Consider the following 19,028-nt stretch of genomic DNA (forward strand, 5'->3'; position numbering starts at 1 on the left):
GATCCTGACCTATACGGAAGGCGGAAGCGCACCGGTTCCGGACGTGTCGCGCGGCGGTCATCGGCGGCGCCCCCGGCGGGTGGCGGCGGTGGTCAGTTCCTCGTACGCGGGCGCGTCGCCGGACCGGACCCGCTCCCAGGCCCGGGCGAACACCTCGGGCACCGGTACGAGCGGAACGGCACGCGCGTGGCCGTCGACCGGGTAGAGGCCCTGCTTCCAGATCTCCACCGGCAGCATGGGCGCCTTCCGGTCCAGCCAGCCGCACGGCAGGAACAGGGTGCGCCCGGCGCGCGGCCGCTTGGCCTCCACCACCAGCGCGGTCGCCGCGAGTTCGGCACGCGCCTTCTTCGCGCGGGCGGGCCGCCAGCCGCTCCAGCGGACGCAGTTGCGGTCCGTCGGATCGGGCAGGGCCAGCAACTGGAGGTAGAGCGCCGCCGCGTCCTCGCTCAGCCCGTGCTCCCCGGCGACCTCGGCGACCAGTTCGGGCACCGAGAACGCCGGGTCCTGCGCGTACCCGGCGGGGGCCTCGGGCCCGGTACCGGCCGCGAGCGCGCGGGGCAGCTCGTCGGCCAGCAGCGTCCGCAGGGCGCGCATCCCCTGGCCCCGGGCCGGTCCGACGAGCCCCTCCAGGAGGGCGAACACCGGGTCGTCCGGGCCGTCGAGCGCGCCCGTCCGGACCAGGACGGTCTCCTGACTGCCGTACCAGGGCCGCAGCGCCAGCGCGCCGCCGACGGGTGTCGTCCCGTCCGCGTCCGCACCGCCGGCGGCGGGCAGCCCGTACGCCGTGCGCAGTTCGGCGGCGGTCGACGACCCCTTCGCCGTGAACGCCACGTCCGGATCGATCAGCAGCCCCGGGTCCGCGACACGGCGGCGCAGCGCGGCCAGCCCCTCCGGCAGCAGGGCCCGCAGCGGATGGCCGTACGGCAGGGAGTAGGCGAGCTGCGCCAGGGCGGCGACGGCGCGGGGCAGGTCGTAGCGGCCGGGCAGCGCCTTCGGGTCCTCCGCGACCAGATGGCCGTCGCGGTCCCGCTGGACGGTGGTGCGGCTGATCCACGGGGTGCGCCCCGGGTTGAGGACCTCCTCGACGGAACCGGTGGGCAGCCCGCCGAGGGACAGGTCGGCGACGAGGTCCTCGGGCAGCCGGACGATCCCGCCGAGCCGCTCGGCCCACACCCGGCCGGCCGCGTCGACGTCGGGACCGGCCGTCCACAGCAGCTCCGGGTCGTCCGGCAGCAGGGCGCCGACCAGCGCCGCCGTGTCACCGGCCGGCAGGGAGGACAGCAGACCGTCACCGAACTCCTTCTGACGCGGCTTCAGCCCGGTGGCCGCGCCCACCTCGGCGGTGAGCTGAGCCGGGCGCCCCGCGAGGAGCAGGGCCGCCTGGACCGGGCCGAGCCCGCCGCCGGCCGCGGCGATGAGCGCCTCCAGTGCCTCCGGCCGCCAGGGCACCGCGCCCTTGTCCCGCACCAGCCGGACCAGGGCCGTCAGCGCCTCGGCGGGGTACGCCGCCGGATGCGCCGCCTCCCGCTCCAGCGCGAAGTGGGCGACCGCCCCGAAGACACCGGACGGATCGTGGTCCAGGGCCAGCCAGTGCACCCGCAGATGGCGCGAGTCGAGGTTCTGGCAGCCGAGCACGACGACCGTACGGCCCGCCCGGCGCAGCACCTGCCCCACCCGCTCCGGCTTCCCTCGGTTGTCGTACGGCTCGCTCAGCACGACCTCGCGCAGCGCGCCCCCGGGCGCCGCCAGGGGCCCCGCCGCGATCGACTCGCACAGCAGGAGCAGGGCCTCGCGGTGCGTGTCGGTCACGGTCGGGGACGCGGCGCGGTAGGCCAGCGGCCGCAGCACGTCCAGCAGCGACGGCCACACCGAGGCGATGCCCGGGATCCTGAACTCCTCGCTGCGCCAGCCCTCCTCGACACCGGTGTCCCGGCACCGCTGCTCCAGCGGCCTGCTGTCGGCCGGGTGCCCGGACAGGACGTGGTTGACGGCCCGGATCTGCTGGAGCGCGCTCCAGCGCTGCTGGCCGCCGTACCAGCCGTAGCGGTGGTCGGCGAGCCCGCCGGTGGCCTCGCGCAGGGTCAGGTCGTCGCCGTGCTCGGGCTTGTACATGGCGAACACCCCGTCGGTGTGGGGCCGTTCGGTCCGGGGGGTCGCGGCCGGCGGCGGCGCGACGAAGTCCGCCGTCGACTGGACGAGCCGCAGCACCGCGCGCAGCAGCGAGGCGACCCCGGCGACGAGCCGCCGGTCGCGCAGCTCGGGCAGCTCCCGGGCCACCAGGTCCCGGAGCACCTCGTCGGCGGTCGGTACGGCCGGCACGGTCGGCTCGGCGCCCGCGCCGGTGCCCGACGCGTCCGTGCCCGCCGTGGTCTTCCCGGCCGCCGCGATCCGCGCCTGCCGCTCCGCCAGGGCCTCGGCGGCGGCGCGCACCAGTGCGGCCGCCCGCTCGTCGGTCAGCGCGCGCAGCGCGGCCGACGACCGTTCGTCGCGCGGCCGCAGCGCGTGCCAGAACGCGACGGGCGGCACGAACGGCGTACCCGCCGCGAACTCGCCGCCGCGCTCCATCGGCGTGACCGCGCCCAGCTCCCCGGCGGCCGACGTGTCGTCCGCCGCGTACAGGACGAGCTGCCGGCGCACGGCGGCCACCACGGGCTCGGCGCCGCCGGGCAGCCGCAGCGCGCCCAGCGCGATGCCCGGGACGGGGCCGCCGGTCGGCAGGGTGACCGTCCGGCCGTCCGGGGTCCCGGCGAGGGTGTGCGTGTCGTCGCTGCGCACCCAGCGGCCGAGGATCGTGCCGTCCGTGCCGAACGGGCTGTTCTCCAGGCCGGGCTGGAGCGGCAGCACCTCGCAGTGCGCCGGGAGCAGCGGCGCGTCCGCGCGGTCGCCGTCCCGCAGGAACGCGGGCAGTGAGGCCCGCCCCTGGGCGCCGGTCGCCGGGTCGTACTCCGTCCACACCTGCTGCCGGCCCTGCCTGCCCTGGCGCCAGTACGTGGTGCCGTCGCCCAGCACGGGCCGGCGGGCGGGCAGGGCGGTGTCGCCCGCGTACAGGGTGCGCCCGCCGGTGGCGCGGCCGCCGCCGGGCAGCGGGATCGAGGGGGAGCCCGCGTCGCCGCGGCCGTACCAGTAGTGCGGGAGCTGTTCGCCGCCCAGCGGGAACACCTCGGCCGGCCGGCCCGACCAGTAGCCGAACTGCTGGTTTCCCTGACGCCACATCACCAGCAGTTGGCCGTCCGCGTAGCGGAACGCCGGGCGCTGCCGGTCCGGGGTCACGGGCAGCCGCAGGTCGTGGTCGAGCAGGATCTCCGCCGGGCCGACCACGAACACCTTGTGCCCGCGGGAGACGATCAGCGCGGGCCATGCCTCGGTGACGTGCGGCGCGCCGCCCTCGTCGCGGTCGGGCTTGGTCTCGTCCTTGATCCGGCGCATCGCCTCCTCCAGCGCCGGCCAGCCCAGCTCGTCCGGGATGCCCGCCCGCAGGGTGCGCCCGAGGAGCGGGGCCGCCTCGTGGGCGGCGACCCGGGCGACGGCGGCCGGGGCGACTTGCGGGGCGACCGAACGGAACGGGCGCAGCCGCTCCAGCGCGGCCCGCGCGGCGGGCAGTCCGACGGCGGCGGACAGTTCTCCGGCCGCCTCCTCCAGCCAGGTGCGCAGGACATCGCCGAGGGCGGGGTGGGCGGCCAGGCCCTCCAGGGTGTCCCGGTGCGGCCGCTGCCGGCCCTGGGTGCCGATCTCGGCGTGCAGCAGGGGCCGGGCCCACGGGGACGCCGCCGAGGCCGTCAGATCGCGGCGGCCCGGCCGGGTGTCGCGCAGCCAGCGGTCCAGGCCCAGGAACACCACCTGGTTCTCGCGCGGCCGGACGAGCGGGACGCCCTCGGCCACGCACAGGTCGAGCAGATCGAGGTCGGCGCCCGCGTGCCAGCGGCCCGTGACGAGATCGACCGGCCGGCCCAGCGCGCGCAGCCGCGGCGCCATCCGCGCCACCAGCGCGAGCGTCGCCGGGGAACGGCCGCACAGATTGCCGTTGTGCTTGCGGTGCAGCGCCCACCGGGTCAGCCAGTCAGCGGCGTCGACGCCGTCGGCCGCCGCCCCCGCCTCGCCGGTGAGCAGCAGGTCGGCGCCGCACTCCGCGAGCAGCGCGAGCCAGAACTCGTCGTCCTCGACGGTCCGGCCCAGCCCGGCCGGCATGATGTCCAGCAGCCGGCGGCGCACCTCGGGCCGCCGTTCGGCGAGGACGGCGAGCGTCGCCCGGTAGGTGTTCCAGAAGGAGGCCGGGGCCCGCACCGCGGCCGGCGAGGCCAGCAGGTCGGCGACCAGTGCGCACTCCTCGGTGACCCGGTCGAGCCCGGTCGCCCTGATCAGCCCGCGCGCGTCCTGCGGTAGCGAGGCGTACGGCGGCATCCCGGCCGCGCAGCGCTCCACGGTGAGCTGCCGGAACTGCGCCCAGGCCGAGGCGGGGTCGAGCCGGACCGTGAGCGCCTTGACGTGCTCCCGGAGCGCCTTGACCGTCAGCGCCCCGGCGAACGCGAACTCCAGGAACACCGCCCGCTGGCGCTCCTCGTCCACGGTCAGCGCGTGCACCCGCTCGGCCTCGCGGGCCTTGCCGAAGAACGCCGCGGCGTACGTGGTGTTCTCGTGCTGGAGGAAGACACGGGCGGCCTGCTCGTAGAAGGTGGGCAGGAAGTGCGGCACCGCCCGGCCGAGCCGGGTGCCCAGCTCCTCGAAACCCTCCTTGGCGATCCCGGGCCGGGACTTGGCCTGCCGCGCCAGCCGCTCGATGTCGCGGACCAGCGCCAGCGCGTGATGGCCGTTCGCCGGGTCGTTGACCAGCGCCCACGCGGGGAAGCCGAGCGCCTCCTTGCGCACCTGGCCCACCTCGGGGGTGTCCGGGGTGCGGGCCAGGCCGAGGAAGTCCAGCGCCAGGTCCTCCGCCTCGCCGAGGGTGCCCGGCACCAGCCGGACGACGGCCCGCTCGCCCAGCGCCGGATGCGTGTACGTGCGGACGGTGAGCGTGTCGGCGTCCTCGCGGCCGGTGCCGCCGAGGGGCAGGATCGCGCCCGCGTCGAGAAGCACGGCGGCCGTGCCGTCGTCGTAGCCGGTGCGGCGGTCGGCCGTGGTGTCGTCGTACGTGGTCATGCCGCCCGCTCCTCGTCCTCGATGTCGCGTCCCGCGTACAGCGCGGCCGCCATGCGCATGCCCTCCGACCAGGCCACCGGCCCGATCTGACCGAGCTTCAGCACCCGACCCGCGTCGTCCGTGAACACCAGCGGGCCGGTCTCGGACTCCTCGTAGCCCTCGTAGTCGCCGACCCAGACACGCGCTTCGACGGTGCGGTCGTCCTCCAGGACGGAGCAGACGGCGTTGCCGCCGCGCACGCGGTAGCCGAGCTGGGACGCCCGGCCGTGCAGGAACCGCTGTTCCTTGAACCTGCCGCCCGCGTACTCCTCGACGGAGTCGGCCCCGGCGTCGAGCGTGGCGGGCCGGTGCCACACCTCACGGAAGAGCTGCCGGGCGCGCTGCGTCACCTCGAGTTCGGCGGCGAACTCGCGGAGTTCCTCCAGGTCTTCGAGGAGGACCGGGTGCGGCAGCCGGACGAGGTCCGGGGTGATGCGCACGCTGTCGCCGTCGAGGTCGACCAGGCCGAGACCGCGCTCGGGGTCGGCGTCCCGCAGGAAACCGGCCACCTCGCCGTCGGCCCCGGTGACGACGAGATCGCGCAGGGCGGCCTGCCAGGCCGGGTCGGCCCACACGCCCACGACGACGGCGAACGGCACCGGCAGCGAGCGCACCATCCACCGCTCCACATCGGCCAGGCACTGCCGTTCGTGCCGTTCCAGCCACTCCGTGAGCTGCCGCAGCCCCACCACCGCGGGATGGTCGGCGAGCTTGGACGGCACGGACTTCAGCCGCCGCCCGGCCGCGTTGCGGCACACCACCTTGCCGTCGTCGAGGGCGACTTCGTAGTCGCCGGCCGACACCCACCCCATGTGTGCCTCCCCGCACCCGCACTGATCAAGTGACCGGAACTGTAGATCAGGCCACTGACAACGGACGGATCGGACGGCACTTCCCGGGCTAGGCCGGCGTCCCCGCGTCCGGTGCGAAGGGGCTGCCGTGCCCGGGGACGATCAGGGCGGGGGAGAGGCCCAGGATCCTGGCGCGGGAGGCGTGCAGCGCCTCGGGGTCCGTGGCGTACGGGTCCTCCACCGGGCCCGCCGCGTCCCACCACAGGTGGGTGAACACGACCAGGCCCTCGGCGGTGTCGACCAGCGTGCTGATGTCCTCCGGTGTGTGCCCGGGCGTGGCCGCCAGCCGGATCGACGGCGACAGCCGGAAGCCGTCGGCGGGCCGGTCGGTCCACAGGTCGTCCTGGTAGATCGCCCAGTGGTCGTGGAACCTGGCGGCCGGGAACAGCGCGGCGTTGAGCGTGTGATCGGGGTGGTGGTGGCTGAACACCACGTCCGTCACCCGGTCCGGGGCCACGCCCTCGGCGGCCAGCGGGTCGAGGATCAGCTTCCGGTCCGCGACCATGCCGGGATCCACGACGACCACCGTGTCACCGTCGCGTACGAGACTCACCGTGCTCGCGGTGCGCGGGCCGACGTACCCCGCGGTCAGGGTGCGGAAGATCGCTGCCATCCGGGCACCCTAACGGCCGCGCGCGGCCGTCACGGCCGTCTCGGGTGTGCGGCGAGGTCAGCCCTCGACCCAGCCGTGGTTCTTGGCGAACTGCGCGAGCCCGCCGCGCACCTGGACGATCTGCTCGCCCGTGAGCGAGGGCGCCGCCGACAGCAGCGCCTCCGTGACGTCCCGCGTGAACTCCTCCGTGCTGAGCACATCGCACAGCACGTCGTCGTCGGCGGCCAGCGGCTTGCCGTCCGCCCCGCGCGCGAGGCGCACACCGGACGCCTTCGGACCCCGCTCGCCGTCCTCGATCTCGAACTCCACCACGATGCCCCGCCGCACCTGCGACTCGGGCATCAGCATGTCGTTGACGTGCAGGAAGACATCCTCCCCGCCGTCGTCGGGCGCGATGAACCCGTAACCACGCTGACTGTCGAAGCGCACCACACGACCGGCAACCATCCCAACCCCCAGCAACCTCGAAACACCCACGTCGGTGAACCTGTGCCGATCGTAGTCAAACCGGCCGCGCGAGGGCGACTCCTCCGCCTTCACCCCTCCCGCTCCTCCGCCTTCGCCCCTCCGGCTCCTCCGCCTTCACCCCTCCCGGTACAGCCCCGTGAGCAGTTCCAGCACGTCCTGGACGGCCGGGTGCGGATCGTCGCGCCACCACAGCAGACGGACGGCGACCGGCTCGGCGTCCCGCACCGGCCGGTAGACGACCCCGGGCCGCGGGTACTGGTGGGCCGTCGACTCGGCGGTCACCCCGACACCGCGGCCGGTGGCGATGACGGTGAGCCAGTCGTCGACGTCGTGCGTCTCCTCGGTGGCGGGCCGCGCGTCCGGCGGCCACAGATCGAGGGTGGTCGTCCCGGTCCTGCGGTCGATCAGCAGGGTGCGCTCGCCGAGGTCGGCGAGCCGCACCGAGCGGCGCCGGGCCAGCGGATCGTCGGAGGCGAGCGCGCACAGCCGCCGTTCCAGGCCCACGATCGCCGAGCCGAACCGCCGGTCGGACGGCGCCCGGCGCACCACCGCCAAGTCGCAGGCGCCCTCGGCGAGTCCGGCGCTCGCGGAGTTCACCCGCACGAGCTGAAGCTCCGTCTCCGGCCGCTCCACCGCCCACCGGCGCTGGAAGGCGAGGGTGTGCCGGCCGAGCGCCGACCACGCGTATCCGATGCGCAGCCGGGTGTGCCCCGAGGCGGCCTCCCGCACCAGCGCGTCCACCTCGCCGAGCACCCGGCGCGCGTGCGCCACCACCCGCAGCCCCGTCGCGGTCGGCGTCACCATCCGCGAGGTCCGCCGCAACAGCCTGACGCCCAGGGCCTGTTCGAGCGCGGCCAGGGTGCGGGAGACGGCCGCCTGGGAGACGCCGAGCACGGCGGCGGCGTCGGTGAAGCCGCCCTCGTCGACGATCGCCACCAGACAGCGGAGCTGGCGCAGTTCCACACCCGTACTCGCCGTACCCGGAGCATCCATGCGTCCAGCGTATAGACGGCACCGTGCATGCATTTTGCGCAAGGCCGCGCGGGGTGGAGCATCCGGGGCGTGACCTCCGCCGCCGCCGTTCCCGCGCCCACCGTCCCTTCGCCGGAGCGCCGGCGTGCCGTCGGGATCGCCACCATGGCCGGCAGCGGGCTGTCCAACCAGACGGGCGCCGCGATCGGCTCCCTCGCCTTCCCGGTCCTCGGCCCCACGGGGGTCGTCGCGGTCCGCCAGTACGTGGCCGCGGTCGTGCTGTGCGCCGTCGCCCGTCCCCGCCCCTGGTCGTTCACCCGCCGCCAGTGGGGCCCGGTCCTGCTGCTCGCGCTGGTCTTCGGGACCATGAACCTGTCCCTCTACACGGCCGTCGACCGGATCGGCCTGGGGCTGGCCGTCACCCTGGAGTTCCTCGGCCCGCTGGGCATCGCGCTGGCCGCCGCGCGCCGCCGGATCGACGCCTGCTGCGCGGTGATCGCCGGGGCGGGCGCCGTCACGCTGATGCGCCCGCAGCCCGCCGCCGACTACCTGGGCATGGGCCTCGGGCTGCTGGCGGCCGGGTGCTGGGCGTCGTACATCCTGCTCAACCGGACCGTCGGCCGCCGGCTGCCCGGTGTGCAGGGTCCGGCGGCGGCCGCGGCGGTCTCGGCGCTGGCGTTCCTGCCGGTCGGGCTGGCCGTGGTGGTGCGGGAGCCGCCCACCGCGGCGGCCGTCGGCTACGCGGTCGCCGCCGGGGTGCTGTCCTCCGCGGTGCCCTACCTCGCCGACCTGGTCACTCTGCGCAGCGTGCCCCCGGCGGCCTTCGGGCTGTTCATGAGCGTCAATCCGGTGCTGGCGGCGCTGGTCGGCCGGGTCGGTCTCGGCCAGCGGCTCGGACTCGTCGACTGGGCGGCGATCGGGGCCGTCGTCTGCGCGAACGCGCTCAGCGTGGCGGTACCGAGCCGTGCTCGCTGAGGGGAATCACCGGACCGGGATCAGTTCTCGGCGGCCGCGCGCTCCGCGTCGCGCTTCTTGATGCGGGCCGTCTCCTTGCGGACCTCGGCCTGGGTCGCCCGCTCCTTGGTGAGCCACTCCGGCGCGGCGTCCTTGAGCGCGTCGATCTGCTCGGTGGTCAGCGCCTCCGTCACCCCGCCCCGGGCCAGGCCCGCGATGGACACGCCCAGCTTGGCGGCGACCACCGGACGGGGGTGCGGGCCGGTCTCGCGCAGGGTCCGCAGCCACTCGGGCGGGTTCGCCTGGAGCTCGTTCAGCTCGGCGCGCGAGACCACGCCCTCCTGGAACTCGGCGGGCGTGGCGGGGAGGTACACACCCAGCTTCTTCGCCGCGGTGGCGGGCTTCATCGTCTGGGCGGTGGCGTGCGACTTCATACGGTCCAGGGTATCGGCCGTCGGCGGGACCTCCGACCACAGCCGGTAGCCTGGCGGGATGACCGACTCGGCGGATTCCCCCTCGTTCCGGCTCGCGTACGTTCCCGGAGTGACGCCCGCCAAGTGGGTGCGGATCTGGGAGGAGCGCCTGCCCGGCATCCCGCTCACCCTGCTCCAGGTCACCCCGGCCGGGGCCGCCGACGCCCTGCGCGACGGCGCGGCCGACGCGGCTTTCGTCCGCCTCCCGGTCGACCGTACGGTGTTCAGCGCGATCCCCCTCTACACCGAGACGACGGTCGTCGTGGTCCCCAAGGACCATGTGATCACCGCGGCCGAGGAGATCACCCTCGACGACCTTGCCGACGAGGTGGTCCTGCACCCCCTGGACGACGTCATCGGCTGGGCGGAGCCGCCCGGAGAAGCCGCCTTCGAGCGCCCGGCGACCACGGCGGACGCCGTCGAACTCGTCGCGGCGAACATCGGCGTCCTGGTCGTCCCGCAGTCGCTGGCCCGGCTCCACCACCGCCGTGACCTCACCTATCGCACGGTCGTGGACGCCCCGCAGTCGAGCATCGCGCTGTCCTGGCCGGAGGAGGCGACCACCGACCGGGTCGAGGACTTCATCGGCATCGTCCGCGGCCGCACGGTCAACAGCACCCGCGGCCGGCAGACCCCGGCGGAGGCGCGGGACGGGGACGGCGGCGGTCGCGGACGCACGGGGGGCGCCAAGGGCGGCGGCGGGGCGAAGAGCGGCGGCGGGTCCGGGAGGAGCGGCGGCGCCAAGGCCGGCGGCACCAGGTCCGGGGGTACGCGGGCCGGGGGCGCCAAGACCGGGGGCGCGCGGTCCGGCGGTGCCAAGGGCGGCGGCGCCCGGCGCGCCACGGGCGGCGGCAAGCCCCGCCGCCGCTCATAGCCCGCGGCGCGCGGCCGAGGGCTACCGCCCTGCGGCCCGTCCGATCGACTCCACCAACGGCAGCAGCCGGTGCGGCACCCGCTCCCGCAGGGCCACCTCCGTCCGGGTGCGGACCACGCCCGGCAGGCTGATCAGCTTCTGGATGACGTCCTCCAGATGGGCGTTGTCGCGCGCCACGACCCGGGTGAGGAGATCGCCCCCGCCGGTGATCGAGAACGCCTCCACGATCTCCGGTACGGCGGCCAGCGCGTCGCCCACGTCGTCGAGATGGCCCTGGGTGACCTCGATGTGCACGAACGCGAGCACCGGGTGGCCGAGCGCGGCGGGGGAGAGGGCCGGAGCGGTCCCGGTGATGACCCCGTTGCGCTCCAGCCGGTCGAGCCGGGCCTGGAGGGTGCCGCGCGCGACCCCGAGGACCCGGGCGTACTCCCGCACGCTGGTGCGCGGCTGCTCCAGCAGCAGCCGCAGGATGCGGGTGTCGAGTTCGTCGACGGCCATGGCGCCCGTCCTCCTCGTGTCCGTGCCGGTGTCCGTGCGGGAGCGTCACCGGCTTTTGTGATCGTCAACGACTCTAAGGCGGCGCATCCGACGCGGGGGTCCGTCGGCTGGTCCGTTGGTCCGCGGACGGCCATCGCGTGACCGTTTCGCCTGGGCCATTGGTCCAGCGATCGCGAGGGCGTTTGAACCATCATCCGTCCAGGTGTTGAGATAGACGCGTCAATGGCGCTGCGGACCCCGCGGCGCCTTTCTCATGCCGTGGTGCGGAAGGGTGGGGCAACTTGCTGAAGAGGGCGTTCATCGCGCCGGACCCGGGGCGCGTGCGACTGCGCTTCGCGTCCCGGGCGGTGCTCGGCATCGGCCTGGCCGTGGTGCTGTGCGGCCTGGCCGGGCACTCGCTGGCCGCCACCATCACCGGTGGCCTGGCCGCGCTGCTCGCCCTGTTCACCGTGACCGACCCGACCGTGCGCGGCCAGGCCGTCACCACCGCGTTCCTGCCGGTCGTCGGACTGCCCGTGCTCGCGCTCGCCGCCGGGCTGCACGCCCTGCCCGCCGCCCGTGACCTGGCGTTCCTCGCCGTCGTGGGCGCCGGGGTGTACGCCCGGCGGTGGGGGCCGCGCGGCCACTCCCTCGGGGTGTTCGCGTTCATGACCTTCTTCGCCGCGCAGTTCCTGCACACGGTCCCGGGCCGGCTCCCGGAGCTGTACGCGGCCGTGCTGCTGTCGCTGGCCGCGTCGTCGGCGGTGCGGTTCGGGCTGTGGTGCTACGAGCGGACGCTGCCCGCACCGGTGGCCGTCGCCGTACCGACCGGCGGGACGGGGCTGGCGCGGATCACCACCCGGCAGGCGGTCCAGGCGACCGTGGGCGCGGCGTTCGCCCTGGCCGCGGGGCAGGCGCTGTCCGACCAGCGCTGGTACTGGGCCGTGGGCGCCACCTGGTGGGTCTTCGTGAACACGACCTCGCGCGGCGAGACGCTCGTACGGGGCTTCCGCCGGTTCCTCGGAACGGTCATCGGGATCGTCCTGGGCCTGCTCGTGGCCGTGCCGCTGCACGGGGAACCGGTGGCGACCGCCGTGATCGTCGCGGTCAGCGTCTTCGGCATCTTCTACACCGCGGCCGTCTCCTACACCTGGATGATGCTGGCCGTCACGGTCATGGCCAGCATGCTCTACGGCCTCCTCGGCCTGCTCGACCCCGCCCTCCTCGCCCTGCGGGCGACCGAGACGGCCGTGGGGGCGCTGGGCGCCGTGCTCGCCGTCCTGGTGGTGCTGCCGGTGACCACGCACGCGGTGACCGACGCCTGGGTGGAACGCGCCCTGCGCTGCGTCCACGCCTGCACCGCCGAGGCCGCCGCCCGGCTCGCCGGCTCTCCTACGGCGGACCCGGCCGCGCGCGTGGCCGAGCTGGAGCAGATCCTCGCCCGGGTACGGCTGTCCCTGGCGCCGCTGGTGCATCCGCTGGCCCCGATGAAGGCCCGCAAGGCACGCGCGCGGCACGTCCTCGCCCTGCTCGACGACTGCGCGCGCGAGGTGCGCGGCCTCGCCTCCGTCGCCGCCGACCCGGTGGCCTCGCACGACGCCCGTCTCGCCGCCGCCTGCTGGCGGGTGGAGGCGGCCGTCGAGGCGCTCACCGCCCCGCCGTCGGGCGTACGGCGCGCCGACCCGCAGGCGTCCGCCGTCACGGAGACCGAGCCGGTCCTGCTCCACCTCCACGCCCTGGAACAGGCCCTCCTCCAACTGGCCGTCCCCCTGAACAGCTCGGGCCGCGTCCCGGCGCGCGTCTGAGCCACCCACGCGCGCTCCGCCGACCGCGTCACCCGGCGCGCCCGGTGACGCGGTCGCGCCACCGCGTCCGCGGGCCCTTCCGGTACGCCGAAACCCCTCGCGAGCAGGTCCGCTGCATGACCCGATCTGGTCTAGACCGCGGCTGATCGACTGCTACCGTCAGCCCCGGACAGGACGGACCGAGAGGGGACAGTGGTGGCAGACCTCGGCGGACGGGGACGGCGGGCGTTCATCGGTTCCTTCACGGCGGCCGGCGGCCCCGGCATCGTGACCGCCGCCGTGGACCGGGACAGCGGCGCGCTCACCGTCCTGAGCAGCCTCAACGGCCTGCCCGACCCCTCCTACCTGGCCCTCTCGGCGGTCGGCGACACCCTGTACGCGGTCAGCGAGACCACCGAGGGCACGGTGGCCGCGTACCGCGTCGACGGCGACGTACCCGAACCCGCCGGGACGCCCGTCCCGGTCGACGGCAGCGGTCCCACGCACCTCAGCGTCTTCGACGGGCACGTCCTGACCGCGAACTACGGCTCGGGCAGCGTCAGCGCCGTACCCGTGCGCCCCGACGGCACCCTCGCCCGCGCCGCGTCCGGGGTGCTGCGCCACACCGGCTCCGGGCCGCACCCCCGCTTCCAGCAGCGGCCGCACGCCCACCAGGTGCAGCCCGACCCCAGCGGACGCTGGGCGGTGAGCGTGGACCTCGGCACCGACTCGGTGCGGGTGTGCGCGCTGCGCGACGGCGGCCTCACCGTGCACCGCGAGCACGCGCTGCGCCCCGGCTCCGGGCCGCGCCACCTCGCCTTCCACCCCGGCGGCGGATACGCGTACGTCGTCAACGAACTCACCCCGACCGTCACCGTCTGCCGCTGGGACGCCCCGGAGGGCTCCCTGAAGCCGCTGGCGGAGACCGCCGTCCTGCCGGGCGCGCCCGAGGGGGACGCCTATCCGTCGGGCATCGCCGTGGCCCCCGACGGCCGGTTCGTGTGGACCGCGACGCGCGGCGAGGACGTGCTGTCGGTGTTCGCCGTGGAGGCCGGGGGAGAGGCGCTGCGGCTGGTCGGCACGGTGCCGTGCGAGGGCGACTGGCCCCGCGACATCGCCCTCGACGCCCGGGGCGCCTTCCTGTACGTCGCCAACGAGCGCTCCGGCGACGTCACGTGGTTCTCCCTGGACCCGGCCACCGGCCTCCCGCGCCTCGCGGGCAGTGTCGCCGTCCCGGCCGCCTCCTGCGTGGTCCTCGGCTGACGAGGGCGCCCGGCCCGCGCGACCACCCGGCACAGCGAAGGGCCCGCCCCTCGGGGCGGGCCCTTTCGCGTCGTGCGGGGGCTGTTCGGTGGTGGCAGGTGTCAGCGCGTCGGGGCGCCCTGGGGCTGCGGCGGGGCGATGCCGAGGGCGGACGTGTACTTGGCCAGCGCCAGCTTGCCGATCGCCGGGTAGGGGCCGAGGGCCTCCGCCGCGGCGCAGCCGGCCTCCTCGGCGGCCGCCGCGATCAGCGACGCGTCGATCTCCGGGCCGATCAGGTACGGCGCCAGCGCGAGCTGCTGGGAGCCGGAGGAGCGGAGCTGCTCGGCGACGGAGGCGATGGAACCCTCCTCGTCGAGGGCCGCCGCCATCACCGGCACGGCCAGCCGCGCGGCGAGCAGCATGCCGGTGATCCCGGCCGCCTGCACGGCCTCCTCGCCGCCCACGGTGGCCAGCACGATGCCGTCCGCGGCCGTCGCCACGGTGAACAGCCGGGCGCGGTCCGCGCGGGCCAGACCCGCCTCGGAGAGCCGCACGTGCAGACCCTCGGCGAGCAGCGGGTGCGGGCCCAGTACATCGGCCAGGTCGGCCGCGACCTTGCTCTCCATGACGGCCTGGCGCACCTGCCGCAGCAGCGAACCGTCGGGGCCGGCCAGCAGGGGCACGACGACGGCGACCGGGCCGTCCGGCTCCTTGACCTCGAGACCGGCGGCACGGGCCTGCTCGTAGCGGGCGGTGCGCTCCTCGGCGGTGTACGACAGGACGTTCTGGAGCGTGGGGAAGTCGGCGTCGTCCCCGTCCAGGTAACCGATGCGCGCGTCGAGGCCGGGCAGCTCGGAGCGAGCGATGCTCACGATCTCCTCGGCGAGGCCGCGGGTGGCGGCACTCGGCGTGCCAGGCACCGCGAGGACGAGCGCGGGCGCGCCCTCGGGAGCTGCCAGCGGCTCGGGTCGGCGGTGCCGCCCGGGCTGGCGGGGACGCGGCATTCGTACGGGCAGGCCGGACGAGGGCCCAGTGGGGGAGCTCATGGCGCCGCATGTTACTTGTTTCCTGGGCTCCCCTGTTCGGGGAGGGTGCAGGTGAGCGGGATCCGTCCGGTTTTGTCTGATGAGTTACGTGCGGATCAGAAGTGATCAGCGTGTTTTCCGGGTGACTTGCCCTCGAAGGGAGCAATCCCCCTTTCGGGTGGGCCTGTACGGCTACGCGTCGCGCCCCGGATCCGCCCGCACGCCTCTCACCACGGGGAACACCGAGAACAGCGTTCCGTCCACCGGCAGTCCGACCGGCCCGTCGGCCAGCGCGGTGGCCATCCGCACCGCGCCGTGCAGCGGATCGCCCTGGGCGGGCACTCGGCGCGTCCGCGGCAGCAGCCGCGCGAACTCCTCCGCCACCGGGACGAGCAGCGGGTCGCCCAGTTTCGTCAGGCCCCCGGTGAGGGCGACGACGGCCTCCCCGTCCGCCGGGCAGACGGCCGCCGCCGACTCGGCCAGATGCCGGGCCGCCGCGCGCAGCACCCCCACCGCCACCGGGTCCCCGCCGGCCGCGCACTCCGCGACCCGGGGCGCGAAGGAGGCGAGGACCGCCGGACGGTCCGGCCGCGGATAGACGTGCCCCGGCAGACCCTGCGGCGGGCCGAACTCCCGCTCGGCGGCCGCCAGCAGCGGCGCCGACCCGCCGGCCCGGCCGTCGTGGGCGCGCAGCGCCGCCTCCAGACCCGCCCGTCCGATCCAGGCGCCGCCCCCGCAGTCGCCCAGCAGATGTCCCCAGCCGTCGGCCCGGTGCCAGGCCGTCAGATCCGTGCCGATCGCGACGAGTCCGGTGCCCGCGGCGACCACGGCACCCGGCCCCACCCCGAGAGCGCCCACGTACGCGGTGACGGCGTCGGCGGCCAGCGCGGTCGTCCGGACCCCGAACTCCCGCGCCAGGGCGCCCGGCAGCACGGCGCGCAGGCCGTCGCCCAAGGTGGCGAGCCCCGCCGCGCCCACCACGGCCGTGGCGGGCCGCTCGACGCCGGTCTCGGCCGCGAGGGCCCGCACCAGGGGCACGAGGCGGCTCATCAGGTCGTCGGGATCGATCCCCCGCCCGCCGGTCCGCACCGGAACCCCGGACGCCCGCACGGCCGGCGCGCCCCCGCCGACGGCACCGACCGCCACGCGCAGCCCGGAGCCGCCGGAGTCGACGGCGAGGAAGCCAGTTGGCGATCCGGTGAGGTCGGTGACGTCGTTCGGGTCGGTCATGGGGCGGCTCCGTTCCTTCGCCGTGCAGCGGTTTTCGGCCGTTCCGGTTCGCTTCCGGACCGTTCCCTTTCGATCTTCCTCGGCGGCCCGCGTCCGGTGTCAGTGCCTGCCACTAGAGTGACGTTCGTGGCACCTCGACCTTTGAACGAACTCGTCGAAGCAGGCTGGGCCAAGGCCCTCGAACCCGTGACCGAACGCGTCGCGAGCATGGGGGACTTCCTCCGGGCCGAGATAGCGGCCGGCCGGACGTACCTCCCCTCCGGGGCGAACGTCCTGCGGGCCTTTCAGCAACCCTTCGACGACGTACGCGTCCTGATCGTCGGACAGGACCCCTACCCCACCCCCGGCATGGCCATCGGACTGAGCTTCGCGGTCTCGCCCGAGGTGCGGAACCTGCCCGGCAGCCTCATCAACATCTACCGGGAACTCACCACCGACCTGGGCGTGCCCCAGCCGTCCAACGGCGATCTGACGCCCTGGACGCAGCAGGGCGTGCTGCTGCTCAACAGATCGCTCACCGTGGCCCCGCGCAAGCCGAACTCGCACCGCGGGAAGGGCTGGGAGGAGGTCACCGAGCAGGCCATCCGCGCCCTCGCCGCGCGCGGGAAGCCGCTGGTGTCCATCCTGTGGGGCCGGGACGCGCGCAATCTGCGCCCGCTCCTGGGCGACCTCCCGGCGATCGAGTCCGCGCATCCGTCGCCGATGTCGGCGGACCGGGGCTTCTTCGGCTCCCGCCCCTTCAGCCGGGCCAACGACCTCCTGGTCCGCCAGGGCGCTGAGCCGGTGGACTGGCGCCTGCCGTAGACCCCGTCCGGCGCGCGGTGCCGCGGGGAGGGCGCTACAGGCGCTCACCGGTCAGCGCCGCCAGCCGGTGGGCGAGGGCGGCGGTGACCTCCGCGTGCCGGTCCACGAGGTAGAAGTGCCGGCCGGGGAAGACGACCGAGTCGAAGGCGCCGGTGGTGTGCTCGCGCCAGGCGTCGGTGTGCTCCGGGGACACCTTGGGGTCGTCCGTGCCGTTCAGCGCGGTCACCGGGCAGCTCAACGGCGGTCCCGGCGCGAAGCGGTAGCCGGCCACCGCCTCGTAGTCCGCGCGGATCACCGGCAGCGCGAGACGCACCAGCTCCTCGTACTCGAAGAGCTGCGGGTCGGTACCGCCCAGCTCCTTCACCTGCTCGATGAGCGCCCGGTCGTCCAGCAGATGGGCGGACTCCGACCGGTGCCGGGACGGCGCGTCGCGCCCGGAGACGAACAGGGCCAGCGGCGGACGGCCCTTCGCCTCCAGCCGCCGGGCCACCTCGAAGCCGAGCACCGCGCCCAGGCTGTGCCCGAACAGCGCGAACCCCCCGTCCGTCCACGGCAGCAGCTCGGTGACCACCCGGTCGGCCAGCTCCGTCATGTCCGTGATCAGCGGGTCGTTCCGCCGGTCCAGCCGGCCCGGATACTGCACCGCGAGGGTGTCCACCCCGGGGCTCAGCGACCTGGCCAGCCCGGCGTAGAAGGCCGCCGAGCCGCCCGCGTGCGGCAGACACACCAGCCGGACCGGCGCGTCGGGCGCGGGCGCGTACCGCCGTATCCAGGGCGAGGCGGCGGGACTGTCGAACGCGGTCATGTCACTCCAAGGTCGGCCGGACCGCCCGTCACGGCACAGGCCCTGACACCGTACTGGGTGACCGACGCGCCCCGCGGACCGGCTCAGCCGATCACCGCCGCCCGTACGCACAGCACGTCCGGCAGATGCGACAGGAGCTGCCGCCAGGTGTCGCCGTCGTCGGCCGAGGCGAACACCTCGCCGTTGCGGTTGCCGAAGTACACGCCCGCCGGGTCCGCGTCGTCCGTCGTCAGCGCGTCCCGCAGCACCGTGCCGTAGTGGTCCTCCTGCGGCAGGCCCGCCGTGAGCGGCTCCCAGCTCCGGCCCGCGTCCGAGGTGCGGAACACTCGGCAGCGGTGACCGGCGGGCACCCGGTCCGCGTCCGCGTTGATCGGGAAGACGTACGCCGTGTCGGCCCGGCTCGGGTGCGCGGCGATCGCGAAGCCGAAGGTGGACGGCAGACCCTCGCCGATGTCGGTCCAGTGCGCGCCCGCGTCGTCGCTGCGGTACACGCCCCAGTGGTTCTGGAGATAGAGCCGGTCCGGGTTCACCGCGTCCCGGGCGACCTTGTGCACGCACTGGCCGAACTCCGGGTCCGGATCGGGCAGGAACACCGCGGAGACACCGGAGTTGGACGGCTCCCAGCTCTCCCCGGCGTCGGCCGTGCGGAACACCCCGGCCGTCGACACCGCCACGGTCACCGCGCGCGGGTCGCGGGTGTCGGTGAGGACGGTGTGCAGGCCCTCACCGCCGCCGCCCGGCACCCAGCGCGAGCGCGTCGGATGCTCCCACAGCGGGCGGACCAGCTCGAAGGACTCGCCGCGATCCTCGGAGCGGTACAGCGCGGCCGGTTCCGTGCCCGCGTACACCACGTCGGGCTCGGCGGCCGCCGGGTGCAACTGCCAGACCCGCTCCAGCGAGGCACCGGTGTCCTGCGGGAACTTGACGGCCGGCACGGCCGGTTCGGTCCAGGTGCGGCCGAGGTCGTCGGAGTGGAACACCGACGGGCCCCAGTGCGCGCTGTCACCGCCCGCCAGCAGCCGCGGGCGCTCGCCCCTGGTGTCGATGGCGACCGAGTAGATCGCCTGCGCGTTGAAACAGGGGGAGTCGTCGAACTCCCAGGCGCCACCGCGCCGACGCCCGACGAACAGGCCCTTTCGGGTGCCCACGGCGAGCAGTACCTCGGTCATGCCGATCACCTCCGCGACGTCCTTGTCCCAGACACCGGCCAGTCTGCACCCGACCACTGACAGTCACCTCCGGGAACGGCATCGCCGCAGGTCACCACGGCGATGACGGCCGACG

At 75.2% G+C, this 19,028-nt stretch carries 16 protein-coding genes; 5 read left to right on the forward strand and 11 right to left on the reverse strand.

The window, feature by feature from the left end; translation table 11 throughout:
• Positions 1-57: 57 nt before the first annotated feature.
• From G6W55_RS06465 to G6W55_RS06485, 5 genes are all read right to left on the reverse strand, one after another.
• Entirely contained in the window at positions 58-5,133 is a 5,076-nt protein-coding gene (locus tag G6W55_RS06465) for a hypothetical protein (protein WP_175519814.1), read from the reverse strand.
• The gene (locus tag G6W55_RS06470) at positions 5,130-5,984 is read right to left on the reverse strand and encodes a DUF4132 domain-containing protein (RefSeq protein ID WP_175519815.1); all 855 of its coding nucleotides are present in this window, start codon (positions 5,982-5,984) and stop codon (positions 5,130-5,132) included. The genes G6W55_RS06465 and G6W55_RS06470 overlap by 4 nt, the downstream gene beginning before the upstream one ends.
• Positions 5,985-6,072: 88 nt before the next feature.
• Positions 6,073-6,636 carry an MBL fold metallo-hydrolase gene (locus tag G6W55_RS06475; RefSeq protein WP_175519816.1) on the reverse strand — a complete coding sequence of 188 codons (564 nt, stop codon included), beginning with the start codon at positions 6,634-6,636 and terminating at the stop codon, positions 6,073-6,075.
• Between the two features lie 57 nt (positions 6,637-6,693).
• Positions 6,694-7,083 carry a cold-shock protein gene (locus tag G6W55_RS06480; protein ID WP_030786851.1) on the reverse strand — a complete coding sequence of 130 codons (390 nt, stop codon included), beginning with the start codon at positions 7,081-7,083 and terminating at the stop codon, positions 6,694-6,696.
• A gap of 135 nt (positions 7,084-7,218) precedes the next feature.
• Positions 7,219-8,097, reverse strand: coding sequence for a LysR family transcriptional regulator (locus G6W55_RS06485; protein WP_254876129.1), 879 nt, complete (start codon positions 8,095-8,097; stop codon positions 7,219-7,221).
• Between the two features lie 144 nt (positions 8,098-8,241).
• On the opposite strand from G6W55_RS06485, the gene G6W55_RS06490 reads away from it, so the two are divergent.
• On the forward strand, positions 8,242-9,051 hold the full coding sequence (locus G6W55_RS06490; protein WP_175519967.1) for a DMT family transporter: 810 nt from the start codon (positions 8,242-8,244) through the stop codon (positions 9,049-9,051).
• Positions 9,052-9,071: 20 nt separating this feature from the next.
• Here the strand turns inward: G6W55_RS06490 and G6W55_RS06495 are convergent, their stop codons facing one another.
• Entirely contained in the window at positions 9,072-9,464 is a 393-nt protein-coding gene (locus G6W55_RS06495) for a DUF5997 family protein (protein ID WP_175519817.1), read from the reverse strand.
• A gap of 58 nt (positions 9,465-9,522) precedes the next feature.
• Here G6W55_RS06495 and G6W55_RS06500 point away from each other — a divergent pair, with 58 nt between their 5' ends.
• On the forward strand, positions 9,523-10,377 hold the full coding sequence (locus G6W55_RS06500) for a LysR family substrate-binding domain-containing protein (protein WP_175519818.1): 855 nt from the start codon (positions 9,523-9,525) through the stop codon (positions 10,375-10,377).
• Between the two features lie 21 nt (positions 10,378-10,398).
• Here the strand turns inward: G6W55_RS06500 and G6W55_RS06505 are convergent, their stop codons facing one another.
• Complete coding sequence (locus G6W55_RS06505; RefSeq protein ID WP_175519819.1) at positions 10,399-10,875, reverse strand: Lrp/AsnC family transcriptional regulator; 477 nt, start codon at positions 10,873-10,875, stop codon at positions 10,399-10,401.
• Between the two features lie 281 nt (positions 10,876-11,156).
• Here G6W55_RS06505 and G6W55_RS06510 point away from each other — a divergent pair, with 281 nt between their 5' ends.
• On the forward strand, positions 11,157-12,659 hold the full coding sequence (locus G6W55_RS06510; RefSeq protein WP_175519820.1) for an FUSC family protein: 1,503 nt from the start codon (positions 11,157-11,159) through the stop codon (positions 12,657-12,659).
• Positions 12,660-12,854: 195 nt separating this feature from the next.
• The gene (locus tag G6W55_RS06515) at positions 12,855-13,901 is read left to right on the forward strand and encodes a lactonase family protein (RefSeq protein WP_175519821.1); all 1,047 of its coding nucleotides are present in this window, start codon (positions 12,855-12,857) and stop codon (positions 13,899-13,901) included.
• Positions 13,902-14,002: 101 nt separating this feature from the next.
• Here the strand turns inward: G6W55_RS06515 and G6W55_RS06520 are convergent, their stop codons facing one another.
• Both G6W55_RS06520 and G6W55_RS06525 read right to left on the reverse strand, forming a co-directional pair.
• Positions 14,003-14,926 carry a sirohydrochlorin chelatase gene (locus tag G6W55_RS06520; protein WP_175519822.1) on the reverse strand — a complete coding sequence of 308 codons (924 nt, stop codon included), beginning with the start codon at positions 14,924-14,926 and terminating at the stop codon, positions 14,003-14,005.
• 171 nt (positions 14,927-15,097) lie between these two features.
• Positions 15,098-16,135: an N-acetylglucosamine kinase gene (locus G6W55_RS06525; RefSeq protein WP_175519823.1), complete on the reverse strand. Its 1,038-nt coding sequence runs from the start codon at positions 16,133-16,135 to the stop codon at positions 15,098-15,100.
• 126 nt (positions 16,136-16,261) lie between these two features.
• Here G6W55_RS06525 and G6W55_RS06530 point away from each other — a divergent pair, with 126 nt between their 5' ends.
• Positions 16,262-16,939 carry a uracil-DNA glycosylase gene (locus G6W55_RS06530; protein ID WP_175519824.1) on the forward strand — a complete coding sequence of 226 codons (678 nt, stop codon included), beginning with the start codon at positions 16,262-16,264 and terminating at the stop codon, positions 16,937-16,939.
• Between the two features lie 34 nt (positions 16,940-16,973).
• On the opposite strand, the gene G6W55_RS06535 is transcribed toward G6W55_RS06530, so the two are convergent.
• A complete protein-coding gene (locus tag G6W55_RS06535) occupies positions 16,974-17,744 on the reverse strand; it encodes a thioesterase II family protein (RefSeq protein WP_175519825.1) in 771 nt (256 codons plus the stop codon).
• Positions 17,745-17,827: 83 nt separating this feature from the next.
• Positions 17,828-18,970: a WD40/YVTN/BNR-like repeat-containing protein gene (locus tag G6W55_RS06540; RefSeq protein WP_375372435.1), complete on the reverse strand. Its 1,143-nt coding sequence runs from the start codon at positions 18,968-18,970 to the stop codon at positions 17,828-17,830.
• Positions 18,971-19,028 lie beyond the last annotated feature (58 nt).

The organism is Streptomyces sp. CAI-85 (genome assembly GCF_013363615.1).
Taxonomy (GTDB): domain Bacteria; phylum Actinomycetota; class Actinomycetes; order Streptomycetales; family Streptomycetaceae; genus Streptomyces; species Streptomyces antibioticus_B.

Excerpts from the sequence above, each read along its gene's own strand:
- G6W55_RS06465 (WP_175519814.1), bottom strand. The coding sequence starts at position 5,133 with ATGACCACGTACGACGACACCACGGCCGACCGCCGCACCGGCTACGAC.
- G6W55_RS06470 (WP_175519815.1), bottom strand. The coding sequence starts at position 5,984 with ATGGGGTGGGTGTCGGCCGGCGACTACGAAGTCGCCCTCGACGACGGC.
- G6W55_RS06475 (WP_175519816.1), bottom strand. The coding sequence starts at position 6,636 with ATGGCAGCGATCTTCCGCACCCTGACCGCGGGGTACGTCGGCCCGCGC.
- G6W55_RS06480 (WP_030786851.1), bottom strand. The coding sequence starts at position 7,083 with ATGGTTGCCGGTCGTGTGGTGCGCTTCGACAGTCAGCGTGGTTACGGG.
- G6W55_RS06485 (WP_254876129.1), bottom strand. The coding sequence starts at position 8,097 with ATGGATGCTCCGGGTACGGCGAGTACGGGTGTGGAACTGCGCCAGCTC.
- G6W55_RS06490 (WP_175519967.1), top strand. The coding sequence starts at position 8,242 with ATGGCCGGCAGCGGGCTGTCCAACCAGACGGGCGCCGCGATCGGCTCC.
- G6W55_RS06495 (WP_175519817.1), bottom strand. The coding sequence starts at position 9,464 with ATGAAGTCGCACGCCACCGCCCAGACGATGAAGCCCGCCACCGCGGCG.
- G6W55_RS06500 (WP_175519818.1), top strand. The coding sequence starts at position 9,523 with ATGACCGACTCGGCGGATTCCCCCTCGTTCCGGCTCGCGTACGTTCCC.
- G6W55_RS06505 (WP_175519819.1), bottom strand. The coding sequence starts at position 10,875 with ATGGCCGTCGACGAACTCGACACCCGCATCCTGCGGCTGCTGCTGGAG.
- G6W55_RS06520 (WP_175519822.1), bottom strand. The coding sequence starts at position 14,926 with ATGAGCTCCCCCACTGGGCCCTCGTCCGGCCTGCCCGTACGAATGCCG.
- G6W55_RS06525 (WP_175519823.1), bottom strand. The coding sequence starts at position 16,135 with ATGACCGACCCGAACGACGTCACCGACCTCACCGGATCGCCAACTGGC.
- G6W55_RS06535 (WP_175519825.1), bottom strand. The coding sequence starts at position 17,744 with ATGACCGCGTTCGACAGTCCCGCCGCCTCGCCCTGGATACGGCGGTAC.